Origin of the sequence: Halobacterium sp. KA-4, assembly GCF_021028995.1 — an archaeon.
Taxonomy (GTDB): Archaea; Halobacteriota; Halobacteria; order Halobacteriales; family Halobacteriaceae; genus Halobacterium.
In genome coordinates, this window is sequence record NZ_JAJJZG010000012.1 from 1 (window position 1) to 12,140 (window position 12,140).

11 protein-coding genes and 3 pseudogenes are annotated in these 12,140 nt (G+C 57.0%); 5 read left to right on the forward strand and 9 right to left on the reverse strand.

The features are described 5' to 3' along the window. Together LPA44_RS12020 and LPA44_RS12025 are read left to right on the forward strand one after the other, a co-directional pair. A pseudogene (locus LPA44_RS12020) lies at positions 1-153 on the forward strand (ISH3 family transposase); the annotation flags it as partial. Between the two features lie 185 nt (positions 154-338). Next, a pseudogene (locus LPA44_RS12025) lies at positions 339-1,469 on the forward strand (DUF790 family protein); the annotation flags it as partial. 35 nt (positions 1,470-1,504) lie between these two features. Here the strand turns inward: LPA44_RS12025 and LPA44_RS12030 are convergent. Further along, complete coding sequence (locus tag LPA44_RS12030) at positions 1,505-2,335, reverse strand: IS5 family transposase (protein ID WP_230889827.1); 831 nt, start codon at positions 2,333-2,335, stop codon at positions 1,505-1,507. 492 nt (positions 2,336-2,827) lie between these two features. Then, positions 2,828-4,261 (reverse strand): Cdc6/Cdc18 family protein, encoded by a 1,434-nt coding sequence (locus LPA44_RS12035; protein ID WP_222609070.1) that lies wholly within the window; start codon positions 4,259-4,261, stop codon positions 2,828-2,830. A 799-nt stretch (positions 4,262-5,060) separates the two neighbouring features. Between LPA44_RS12035 and LPA44_RS18370 the strand changes: the two are divergent. Then, a pseudogene (locus tag LPA44_RS18370) lies at positions 5,061-5,202 on the forward strand (cell division control protein Cdc6); the annotation flags it as partial. A gap of 29 nt (positions 5,203-5,231) precedes the next feature. Here the strand turns inward: LPA44_RS18370 and LPA44_RS12040 are convergent. Both LPA44_RS12040 and LPA44_RS12045 read right to left on the reverse strand, forming a co-directional pair. Then, positions 5,232-5,555, reverse strand: coding sequence for a hypothetical protein (locus LPA44_RS12040; RefSeq protein ID WP_230889828.1), 324 nt, complete (start codon positions 5,553-5,555; stop codon positions 5,232-5,234). 57 nt (positions 5,556-5,612) lie between these two features. Further along, on the reverse strand, positions 5,613-6,440 hold the full coding sequence (locus LPA44_RS12045; protein WP_230889829.1) for a hypothetical protein: 828 nt from the start codon (positions 6,438-6,440) through the stop codon (positions 5,613-5,615). A 227-nt stretch (positions 6,441-6,667) separates the two neighbouring features. Here LPA44_RS12045 and LPA44_RS12050 point away from each other — a divergent pair, with 227 nt between their 5' ends. Together LPA44_RS12050 and LPA44_RS12055 are read left to right on the forward strand one after the other, a co-directional pair. Beyond that, positions 6,668-7,339, forward strand: a complete 672-nt coding sequence (locus LPA44_RS12050) for a helix-turn-helix domain-containing protein (RefSeq protein ID WP_137685141.1) — start codon at positions 6,668-6,670, stop codon at positions 7,337-7,339. Then, positions 7,336-8,031, forward strand: a complete 696-nt coding sequence (locus LPA44_RS12055; protein ID WP_137685133.1) for a nucleotidyltransferase domain-containing protein — start codon at positions 7,336-7,338, stop codon at positions 8,029-8,031. The genes LPA44_RS12050 and LPA44_RS12055 overlap by 4 nt, the downstream gene beginning before the upstream one ends. Positions 8,032-8,156: 125 nt before the next feature. Here the strand turns inward: LPA44_RS12055 and LPA44_RS12060 are convergent, their stop codons facing one another. The 5 genes from LPA44_RS12060 to LPA44_RS12085 form a co-directional block, all read right to left on the reverse strand. After that, positions 8,157-9,086 (reverse strand): ArdC-like ssDNA-binding domain-containing protein, encoded by a 930-nt coding sequence (locus tag LPA44_RS12060; RefSeq protein ID WP_137685132.1) that lies wholly within the window; start codon positions 9,084-9,086, stop codon positions 8,157-8,159. A gap of 112 nt (positions 9,087-9,198) precedes the next feature. Next, a complete protein-coding gene (locus LPA44_RS12065; RefSeq protein WP_006184811.1) occupies positions 9,199-9,546 on the reverse strand; it encodes a hypothetical protein in 348 nt (115 codons plus the stop codon). Positions 9,547-9,621: 75 nt separating this feature from the next. Beyond that, positions 9,622-10,623, reverse strand: a complete 1,002-nt coding sequence (locus LPA44_RS12070) for a DUF6610 family protein (protein ID WP_269070071.1) — start codon at positions 10,621-10,623, stop codon at positions 9,622-9,624. Positions 10,624-10,699: 76 nt separating this feature from the next. Beyond that, positions 10,700-10,969 carry a hypothetical protein gene (locus LPA44_RS18375; RefSeq protein ID WP_230889830.1) on the reverse strand — a complete coding sequence of 90 codons (270 nt, stop codon included), beginning with the start codon at positions 10,967-10,969 and terminating at the stop codon, positions 10,700-10,702. Positions 10,970-11,020: 51 nt separating this feature from the next. After that, on the reverse strand, positions 11,021-11,533 hold the full coding sequence (locus tag LPA44_RS12085; protein WP_230889831.1) for a hypothetical protein: 513 nt from the start codon (positions 11,531-11,533) through the stop codon (positions 11,021-11,023). Positions 11,534-12,140 lie beyond the last annotated feature (607 nt).

Here is a 12,140-nt window from a genome sequence, read left to right on the forward strand (position 1 = left end):
TACGTGGCGACGCCCCGCCGAGGCGGGCGTCGCCTCTGGTGGTGGCCTTTCGAGGAGTTCATCGATATGGTAACCCGAGCAGCGTGGACGGCCCTCGCGGTGCGTCGGGCCGTCCCCGCAAATCGGCCACCTGATGATCGGTTCCACCGGTAATCAGTGACGGAGTTAGCCCCCCGCTCGGAGTGGCAACGCTGTCGAGTCGGCGGCTGACCGCCGCCGACAGCGACAGCTCTCTATTGGTTCGTCCAAGATTCTCACATCGAGACCGCCGGTGCAACCGCTCCGCCACAGAATTCAGGCTTCAGAAACAGCTAGCCGAGGATGCTTTGTGAGGTACTGAGTGTGAATTCGAGGTCGTCGCCTCCGTCGAACCGCGTGAGATCCGCCGGCGGTTGTTCGAGAAAGCCAACGAGCGCTATCCGATCGTCCGGCAGCCGACGCTCGGCGAGGACACTCAGAAACTGGAGGTGTACAGCGCGGTCGCTGACGACCTTGGGGTGTCGCTCGAGGAGTGCTATCGAGGGATGTACGCCGATCTCGAAGACAACAAGCGACTCGTCCGAATCGGCACGCGGACGGCCGACCAGTACGCCAGTGATGAAGATGCGTCGACGTCGACGACCAACCTGACCGGCAGCAGCGACGCGGCGTACGAACACACGGACCTCACCGTGGACTGGCTGTTGACGCGCTACAACCTCGCGCTCGCTCAGGCGGTGCTCTACGACGCCACAGAAATGCGGATTCGGGTGTGGGACCACTTCGGGACGGTGTTCAGCTACGTGAAGCTGTTCGGGTTGATGCATCGCATCTATCCGATCGACGCCGACGGTGAGCGCGTCGCGAGCACGGACCAGGCCGTAGGATATGAGGCCGTACTGGACGGCCCGGCGTCGCTGTTCTCGAAGTCGCAGAAGTACGGGATCCGGATGGCGAACTTCCTGCCGGCGCTGCCCCTCTGTGACCGGTGGGGGATGACGGCGAAGATTCTCGTCGACGAAACGGCCGGCGCGACGCGACAGTTCGCACTCGATCACACAGAGGGCCTCGATTCGCACTACAGTGTTGGCAAGCGGTTCGATAGCGACGTGGAGCGGACGCTCGCCGATAAATGGGAGCGAGCGAATACGGACTGGGAGTTGGTGCGGGAAGACGACGTCTTCGATCTGGGTGCTGAGGTGATGATTCCCGACTTCGCGATCGAGCATCCCGATGGCAGGCGTGCGATTCTCGAGATCGTCGGCTTCTGGACACCCGAGTATCTAGACGCGAAGCTGGAGAAGATTCGAAAGGTGGAGGCCGACAATTTCGTGCTGGCTGTCTCAGAGCGGCTGGATTGTGCAAGCGAGGAGTTCGGGAGCGCCGCCGATCGAGTGCTGTGGTTCAAAACTGGAATTCACGTCTACGACGTAGTCGATTTAGCTGAACAATACGCGACAGAGATGCCACAGAGTCAAGAGCAGGCTTGAAAGGGCTGTGTTGAATCGCTGTAAGGCGGAGAGATTCACTGTTTGACGAAGCGTTTGATGTTATAGACGACACACATCAGCGCGATTTCGCGGAATTCACGGAACCATGACCGCGCTCGCACGGCGAAGCCGAGCGAGCGCTTCACAGCCGAGTTCACGGTTTCGGTCATAGAGCGTTGATTGTAGCGGTTATCGTCGATTCTGGCGTTGTGTGCGTGGTCGTACGGAGCGAAGATGCGGTGCTTGATCAGCGGTCTGATCCCGAGGTCGCGCAATCCTTCACGAAGCGATTGCTTGTCATAGCCTTTATCGGCCGCGAGAGACCGCAGATCGCCCGCGTTCCGGCGGGCGATCTGCTCAGCGAGGTCTGCGTCGCTTCCTTCCCGATTCGTTGAGCAGTGAACGTCAAGGACAGCCTGAGACGCTGTATCGACGAGCTTCGTGACTTTCAGCTTCTGAACGCGGTAGCTGATTCGCTGGCAGTAGTGGCGGCTGGCTGGTGAGCGGTCGTAGAACGTAGCGTCGATGGCAGCGTGTTCAGAGAGACCGTGCAGCTGCGCCGACTGGCGCAGCAGCACTCGACAGACGCTCATGCTGATCCGGTCGAACGCCTTACACAACGTGGAGGACGCGGGGAGATCGGCCGCGTCGAGGCCGATCTCCCCAGTTATTTGTGGCATCTCTTTGAGCAGGTCGATCGTCATGCGGTACGATGTATCGAGGTAAATCCGCAGACAGTGGAGGGAAACGAGTGCGTAGTCGGCGAATCCACCGCCACCGTCCGGGGCGGCGGATTCGCCTCCATCGCCAGTAACTCTTTGAGCAACCGGCACAACTTCCCCGATGAAGCGGGAGATTTGCGTCATAGACAACCGCACTCTCCCGCTTCAACTCCTTTGGTTTAGCGGCCTACCTCGCTGCTGTATGGCGATTCAACACGGCCGATCGAACCGATATTCGACGAGAACTCGATGAAACTCAGGTACGTGGTATCACGGTCTGGACCTGACCAGCCCCCGTTTTTCGAGTTGTAAATGGGATAGGGGTGCGGTGGACACCCCTATTTCGTGTTGTAAGACACCCCTATTTCGAGATGTAAATATGCCGCCTACGCCCTCTACAGCCCATCTATCCGGTATTCCAGCTTCAGGGACGATGTCCACAGTTGCCTACTCGAAATGAAGGCAGCTGCGGATCGCGATGAGCATCCACTTGTGAGTACATCGCAAAAACACACCCCCTATTTCGAGTTGTAACGCGAACGGCCGCTCCCGTATCGAAGATCGATATCCGAGACACACCCCTATTTCGAGTTGTAAACGAAAGGGGGGGTCAAATCGGAAGCCTCAGTCGGGACTCTAGTTCAGAAACCCGTTCATTTTCGATTTCGCGATAGAGCGCATCATCTCTTCTTCTTGTTCCAGGTTAGCAAAACGATCGTCCTCCAGGATTCGTTCCATAATCGACTCAGGGTCTTCAGCGAGGTCGAAGTGCATGTGGATGCCTTTTCCCCGTCCTCGACCACGACGGTCGAACTCAAGGATGCCATAGGTCGCCTGTTCAGTAACATGGTTCACGAAGGTTTCTCGGCCATAGGAATCAGCTCCGAGAGTGTCACAGACGAACTGGTAGAGGCTGTAGGAGGGTCCGGCGGGAATCCAGTCCACACTGGCATTTGAGTAGTGGTCTGTCGCAGCAACGGCGAAGATACAGAGCTTCTTTTGCGTCGAGAGTCCACCGATATGCCGTAATTTCCGATCGGAGTCATATCGGTCCTGGGCAGTCCGGACGTGTGATTCTTCGACACGCTCGTCTCCTTGTTTATCGGCTAATTCCCCGGACCACCGAAGCAGATCGATAGCCTTCCGTGCATCACCGTGTGTCTGAGAGCCGAACGCGGCGACGAGTGGGACGACGTCATCCGCGAGAGCCTCAGGCTTGAAGGCGTCTTCACGATTGCGGAGGATATGTCGAAGCTGCGTTGCGTCGTAATCCTCGAAGAAGATCTCGTCTGGATTGAATGAGCTATTCGCGCGGCTATTGAGATCAGACATGAAATCGACGTAGTTGGTTATCGCAGTGACGGAAACGGGGCCATCAAACCGGCCGAGGTCTCGAGCCCGCGAGAGTTGGTAAAGGAGTGAATTATATTCTGGTTCCGAGTATGGGCCGTCGAGCATGTCGACCTCGTCTAAGACGAAAATTACGCCGTCATAGTGTTCGCGCATGATTTCCCACAGGCGCTCGAGTTTCTGATCTGTCGAGACCCCACTCTCGGGAACACCCGGTTCTTCATCGATATTTGCCGTCGCTTCTTGAATGAGACGATAGACTGCACGACTGGTCGTACCTGGGCCCTCGCAGTTTATTGAAAACACACCGAACCGCATTCCCTGAGCCTCACTCAGCTCGACGATTTTCTTACAGACAGCATGGATAATCAGGGATTTCCCCGTTCCAGACGGCCCAGTCAGCAACATCTCCGGAATGCCGTGGTTCTGGAGAGCGGGTTTGAGATTTGTGATGACGGTCTTCAACTGCTCATCGCGACCAACGATCCGATCTTCGTCGATTATCGTATCCGGACGAACCAAATCCTTGTTTTCGAAGACAGTCTCAACAGATTCAGATTGGAGCTCGTCCATAATCGAGATCCCGCTACCAGAATCGTCGAGCGTAGTTTGACTGCTGGTAGACTCCTCGGAGTTACTCTCTCCGTGCTCTCCGGGAACCTCCGTTATAGATTCAGACTGTTCCGTCTGGTTATCTGTAACCGGCGATTCATCACCCATACCCAATCCTCTGTGGGCCTACTATAAATAGGTAAAGGCAACCTATTTCGATTTGTAATCTCGAAGATTCACCCGGTGGAGTTACTGAGTCGGCAGTCTCCTCATTCTAAGTGTCGAACCGGTTTCGATACAGAGACGCACCCCTATTTCGAGTTGTATAGTCGTGTCAAAGATTAAATTGAATCTAGCCACACACCCCTTTTTCGAGTTGTAACGGATTGGGAGCCTCTAACACGGTTTCGAGATATTCTTGACGCCCGGTCGTGTCATATCAATAGTATTGGTCGGAAGTAGTTCAGCCCACCCGTTGAGAACCCACCCAAGAGAAGTCACGAACCATCCTCGAAGACCAGCTTGACCACTACTCCACGGGAGAGTCCTCACACCCCCACCCCTTTTTCGAGTTGTAACGCACAACAGCGGGAGGGACAGATGAGCTGTTAGACGAGATCGAAACACCACGAAACTGCGGTAGAGAGCTTCAAACAGCGATTCTCACGGTGTTCCTCGAACAAACCCATGTCGATCCTACTACTCACGGATACGTAAGCTTCCTTACGTATCGTTCGTGAGAACCACCTAGTGCGGATGTTGTTTGCTACCATGGGACATAAAGGTTCCCATCTTATAGTCCTATGTAGAATTTCGGGGTAAGGAGGCGTGATACCTCTAAAAACCGGTTATTCGAGTTGTTTGAGCCTTCTTCGGCTTTCTCTCCCCACCCCACCCTTGTTCTGTTACAACTCGAAAAAGGGGTGGGGGTGTCACCCACCTCTCGAGGCAGGACCTCGCTCGAGAATCCATTACCTACCTACGGCCTACACTCCAAGGGGATCGTCCACCAAATATGCTTCTACAGCCCGTTAGGGACGGGGCAGTCACTCATCATCAACGCAGTTTGTCAGCAGGTTCTCGAACCCGCGAATCCACAGAGTGACCGATCTACTACGAGATGTCGGCAGAGTTCGTCTTATTCGTCGGGATTGACTGGCGATTTATATTTTGACTTGATTTTTTCTCCCTCCCGCCACTGCCAGTAGTAGTACCGGTTGTCGTTGATCTCCTTGATCGTGATTGTGGCTTTCGACGGGACGTCGTCCGGGAGGTCATTCGGCCGATCCTCGACTTCGTCGTCATCTGATTGCTCCTCGAGGCGGGCCTCGCGAGCTTTGTGCTCTGCTAGCTCCTCGGCGTAGCGTGCGACCTGCTGGAGCTGATCTGGAGCGTACCCGTTGAGGGAATTGACGATGTCTGTCGGGAGTTCTGCCGGTGGCGTCGGTGGCTCGTAGGGCATTGGCTGTCGCCTCGTGTTAACCAACAGAAGCCATCAATTCATAGCTCTGTTGGTTAATTACGCCTGGTTCGATTCAGTCGGGAGTCGACCGTCCGGGCGAGGAACCCGTCTTTGCTTGATTTCGTGGTCTACCCGGCGGATGTGTTTGCAGCCGCCCTCGGGCTCTCGTTGCTGCCAGTCCGGACAGGTGCAGGATTCGCTAATTACGTCGACCTCGTACCACCTCCCCGAGGCTGACTGCACCTCGTACCGGCCACCCTTTTTGAGCAGCGAGACTGCCATTGTTTCGTCGACGGCCCGTCGAGTTCGCGGTTCGAGGTCTGCACACTGGTTCGAGTGCTTCGTGACGACCATCCGGTCGCGAACATCGCCAGTTCGTCCACCGTCCGACGCCACGGCGCCGGGAGGAGTCTGGAGCTGATCCTGCAGCAGGTCTTCAATCGGATGACCCTCCGGCCACAGATAGTGGACTTCCCGCCGATCGCGATGGTCGTAGGAGCCACAGGCGGCAGCGCTCCCAGTCCAGACACACCACGCCCCGAGTGCTGCCATCACGTCGACGATGACTCGCGGAACAGCGTCGTATTCGTCGGGGTAGAATACCCGGAAGCGAGTACATGCCTCCTGCGGCGGAACCGTCTCCCACCACTCGACGTCGTCGTCCCAGCTGTTGCACATCGCGTCGTCCTCTCCGTAGCCGACAGTCACGCCGTCAATCTGCGGTACCTCCACCGATGTGTCGTCAGCCTCGTCTTCGAGCAGCCGAAGGACGGCGTACCGGAGATACTCGTGTTCCGGATGGTCTGATGATTGGGCGACCTGCTCGTGGTGCTCTGCGACTCGCTCTGCCTCGTCGAGAACGGTCGTTAGATATCGGTCGGTCATAGTTCGTGGAGACGGGACTGCGCCTCCGCCCCTCGGCGGGCGCTGATAGACTTAACCAACAAATAGCGATCAGTCGTATCCTCTGTTGGTTAATTCATTTCTGCTCGAATGCTGCGCCGGATCGGACTACCGGAGCCAAGAATTATATATCTGTATAGAGATAACTCTATAGGAAATACGGGGGACAAGACTAATACCGTTAGATGCGATACCGATAACTAGCAATGATGGAGTACGTCGACGAGACCGCGGCGAAGATCATGGTCGCGGCCCGGCCGGGCGACTCGATCCGTCGAATCGCCCAGAAGATCGACGGCTCCTACTCCTGGGTCTACGACTGGATCGAGCGGTTGGAGGACGCAGGCTTCATCCGGCGTGAGGACGGCGTCTACATCGAGAATTACGCTGTCAGGGATCGCTACTACGATCTCGTCGCCGCTATTTCTCGCGCTGTTCCCCCCTCGATCGACGACGGCTACGTCATTCCGCACTTCGCCGGGATGCCCTTTGCGTACACGAAAATCGACGGCGTCTACGTCTGGACCCACGGCGGCTATCAGATCGCCCGGGGCCACGACGATTATCCGATCTTCATCCAGGTCGCCGACCGGGATGTTGAGCAGTGGACGGCATTCTTTGATGAGTTCGGGATTCCGAGCCGGATCGAAGAGCGGCCGGATGCGAGCGACTACGACGCGACCGTCTCGTACGTGTTGTTCCCGACGAGTGGGGGCATCACTCGCGAGTGGGTCGACGGCAATCCGGTCATTCCGTTGGACGATGCAATCGAGCACATGTTGGAGTACCGGGTGAACTACGAGCCGGCGTTGGAGATGATCGCTGACGAGTACGACCGCGATATTGACGCGTCCCACGAGGATCCGCGTTTGAACGCATGAGTCTCGGTGAACGCGAAGACGAGCTGCTGGATACGCTGGAGGCCGTCATTGACGCTGACCTGCCATACGTCCTCGTCGGTGGGTGGGCGATCGCGGCGTTCAATCAGCGCTTCACCACGGACGTCGACGTCGTCATTCCGGCCCAAGCGGTCGACGACTACACGGACCTTCTCACCGACCGCGGCTACGAGAAAACGGCCGATGTCGAGCGAAACGAGCTCTACGAGGGCCGTACCATCCGGTTTGAGAAGGACATCGGGAATCCGGTTCGGTTCGACGCGATGGTCGACGCGTTGGGCTGTCGCCAGACGGAAGCTGAATGGTCGTATCGCTATCTGACCCAGCACTCCGTCACCCAGGAACTGCGAACCGGGCGCCCGGTAACAGCCAGGATTCCGGAACGGGAGTTGCTGTTTGCCGTGAAACTTCACAGTGGCCGCAAGGCAGACTCCCGGGATCTGGTGGTGCTGGCTGCTGGCGCGGATTTCGACCGGATCGCGACTCATCTGCATCGCGGAGAATCCGAGAAGCTCGCTGGTCGCATCGAGACTGTCCTCAACCGCCTCACGTCGGAGGATTTCGCAGATGCATTCAAAGGAGTCTTCGAACAGCAAACGGTTCCCGAACAGGATATCGATGCCGTCGTTGAGTTCCTTCGTGACCAGCAGCGCCGAATCGATTCTGAACGATAACATCGACTGTCGATGGGTATGTCTCGGGACCGATCGAAACACACGGGGTCGGGATGCCGAACGAATTAACCAACAATGTCGACAGAGTACCCTCCGGCGTTGGTTAACAGCCGGGAAGGGGGTGTTCAGCCCTCTACAACTGTGTCGATGATTTCCTGAGCGGTCGAACTGATCCGGCCGAGACGCTCCTGAATACTCTCCGCATCGTCGTCCTGCCACGCGGCAAGATAGAACGCTGACCCGCTCGTATCCAGGTTGAAATACCGCCCGACGATGTACGCAACGGCTTCCGCTTCGACCTCGCGTTTTGCGCGCTCGGGCTCGTCGTCGCCATCGAAATGAAGCAGCGCGTGGGCGTACTCGTGAACCAATGTCACCGCGAGATCGGCCTGATTTGAGCGGGCTTTCGCTTCGACGACGGGCTGGCCCTCGTGGAGAGTCCGGTGTTTGCAGACGCCTTTCGCGTCGCCATGCTCCCACTCGGCAGCGTCGACGACACGGACGTCGATATCGAGAGTAGTTGCCGCATGGAGGAGCGCTGGCACCAGGTCGTCGGCGTCACCAGCTGCCTCGGTTTCCAGCTCGGGTAGCGGTTCGCCCTCGGTTTGAGACACGTCGAAGACTGCCGTTGGTTTGAATCCAACCAGTCCTTTCGACCACTCCTCGGGCGATGTCTCGTCATAGTCACAGTCGCTTTGCTCGTGGTAGCTCGGTGAGTTCTCGCACTCGGGGCACTGCTTCGTAATAATGGGTGCCCAGATCCAGATCGCCTGTTCGCCCTCTTGGACGTGCCGGTCGAACTCCGATCTCCACGTATTGTAGCCCGCCACGCGGGTCGCCTCGGGACACTGGAGTTTGATCAGGAGGGTGTTACGATGAGAATAGTCGTGGAATCGGGACTGGACATCGAGCCACTCCTGGAACTGTTGGCTGGCTTTTGCCTCGTCGACGTCTGCGACGAGATCGTCGATCCAGTCTTCGATCGTACTGTGCATCTTGTCGTGTCGGGTGTCGGTCTCCTCGAACGAGACCCCCGACTCACTGGCTGTCATCATGGATTGCATCACATCGAGTACGACGACGTCTCCGAGAAGTCAGGACGCGCCGCACCCCTCGGGGGCGCACGATAAACATCGGCGCGACTTCGGGGGGTTTAGATCGGAGCTGCTATCGGAGCGCTGCTTTCTCGTCAGCGAAGCCGACCGTGACGAGGTACTCAAGGAACGCGTCGAACTGGTCGACATCGCTCGGCGTGTCCGTCGCGAGGTGTCGTGCCCACTCGATGGCCCACTGGAACGCAGGATCGGTCCCGCCCTTACCATGTATATACCACCAGCGGGCGGCCTTCAGGACGACGAGCGGATTCGTCGGCGGTTGCTCGCTTGCGAGTCCACGAGTGATCGACCGAATCTCCTCGGGTACCTCGGCGGGGTCGACCTCGCCTGATTGGGTGTTCGATACGTCGACTGGAATGTCGTCAATCGAGACATCGTTCGGACGCTGTTGTTGACTCACGGAAAATCACCTTCTCGGAGGACTTTTTGGATCGAGCCCTCGCCCCCTCCGGGGCGCGAAAAACCACTCGTAGCGTCACGCCGGTGGAATGTACACGCTCTGCTCGCTGGCGATCTCCTCCAGGTTGTTCCGATGGCGATGTGAGAAGTAGCACTCGTAGCTGCAGTAGCCACAGAGCACGCCGGTATCATACTCAGCGATGAAGGGACCGCGTCGAGTCGTCCAGACGTTCGCTTCGCATTCGGTACACACAGCGCTATCGAGATTGGTCGGTGACGGACCCTCGTACTCGATTTCGAGGATGTCGCTATGTGGCGTTGAGTCGGGCCAGACGCCGTGAGACTGCCAGAAGGCCTTGATGCGGGCGAGACTGTGTCGGACTGTCTTCCGAACTGTGACGTGGGAGGCGTCACGACCGCTATCATCCCAGCCGTCAGCCGTCCAGAACTCCCCGAACTGCGCGCCGCGATGCAGCCCGTTCCAGTCGAGGCCGACGATGTCGGCCGGTGGGTCGTCCGTGAGTGTCGGTCGGGTCAACTGCTGGATGACGTCCCACTGTTTCGGTGGGCTGCCCCCCAAGATGTGAACACGACGGCCACGCCAGTCGGTCGGCTCGGAGAACTCGTGGGCCAATCGGTCGGCGTACCCCCGCGAGTAGCCGAGCACGAGGTCGTTCGGGATCGTGTCGATCACCTCGCGGCACTTTGGGACGATGACGAGTTCTGCGTCGGGATAGCTCGCCTGGATTTCGCGAGCCGCGGCCACGTACTCGTAGACGTCGTCGGGCTCGTATGCATCCCCAATCACGCCGACTCGGGGCTCGTGTTCGAAAAATCGGGAGACGTACCGGTCAAGATCGGGATTCCGAAAATCGTTATCGAGCATCCCGACGGGGATGTTCAAGTGCTGAAACTGCGTCTGCTGATAACTACAATCTTCCCGAAAGCCGGGCAAGAAGCCGAGTTTGAAGGCGTCAAACACAAACGGAGCGCGATGCAGGAACGCCACGACGTCGGCTTGTCTGGCAGCTGCAATCTCTCGTGCAGTGCTGCTGCTAGTGCTGGTATCAAGCGACATGAGTAGGGCCTGGCGCGACCGTCTCTGGCCGCCCCGCACCCTCTCCGGGGGAGAAAAAACGACCGGCGGTCAGCTGTTAACCAACGATAACTAACGATACAGTGCTGTGTTGGTTAACGGGGCACTCATTCAAGTCTTCTCGTAACTCGGCCGCCTTCCACTCGAATCGTTTCAGTATCTGTGTCCGATTCTGGTGGGCGTTCTCATAGGCGACACACTCTCGGGGCATCACCATGTCTGGGATAGTGGCGATGGCTGCGTTGATAAGTGGGTATTCGGTGCTTTGAGCCGTTTTCTCCGGTAGACCCTCATCTGCTGATTCGGATTGGCTTGACGAGTCACCCATTGTGGGCGCCTCACCGTTTGATGGAGCAAAAAAGGGACGCGATCCAGACACTTACTGGTCTTGAGATGCAGCTACGACCATATCCATAGTTGGATAGAAGAGGCGGCGTTGAAGAACTTCAATCGGCCCTCGATCTCTGGTTTCTTCAAATAATTCGTGCCGGCGGCGAAACTCCTCAGTGCCTAACTCGTGAACAACGTTCAGCTCCGCGTGTAGCTCTTCGTTCCGAATAACGCGAAGATATCCTTTTCCGGTTAGCGTGGCGAAAACGATGCCGATTAAGACTGCAATGGCACCCTGAACCAATGAATAAATCGGATCCAGTACGCCGATCACACCGACGGCGATGGTGAGACAGATGAAACCTACAGTGAGCGACGCGAGGCTGACTGTGAGGACTATGAATTTGAGTCGGGCGGTAGGGCTTCGGCTGGCGTGGCCGTGTTCGTGGAGGAATAGATACTCAACAAGCTCGGTCGACAGGTCGCATTTAACCCGCTCGTTTAGCCAAATTGTATTGAATATTGTCGTTTTCCCGGGGGCGCCGATAACTTCGTCTGGCATCCAGCAAACAGTCGCCGATGTTCCACCAACGCTGTATTCATCGGTGTCGCCGACAGACTGTCCTGGAACCGGAAACAGCCTTATGAGGGACCTTGTAACAAGATTCACGGACTTATGGGGTTGGAGGCAGGCCGGTGGAATAAATCAGATGGTAGCAGGTGCGGTATCGTTGTGTCCAGCCTAGCGCAAGGTCCTTGAATCCCATACTAACGCACTTGTGAACCTCTTGGCGAGGTGCACTCGTAACAGTTCAAATATCTTAATCGAATCGGTATCGGACTCGTCCGCCGTCACTTACCCACGACCTCTGGCTGGCTTGATTAGGAAGTTGAATTGCCCCGTTTCGACCCACTTGCCGGTGTCGAAAGTTTGGCTCTTTCATTGTGATTACCTCGAATTGGATTCATCATCGACTTTATGCTCTCATCACGTTCCTTGCGCTCCTTTTACAGACTCAAAAATAGCTTACGCTCATCTCGATAGGTCGTAACATCTGGTTTTGCGATGGATTTTCGTTCCAGAGGACGGCTCTCACGGCTATCGAGTTGCTTCAGCGGTCGCAGAGAATCTCATCGTCTCCCGTGTTACGAAGTATTGGGATAAGCCA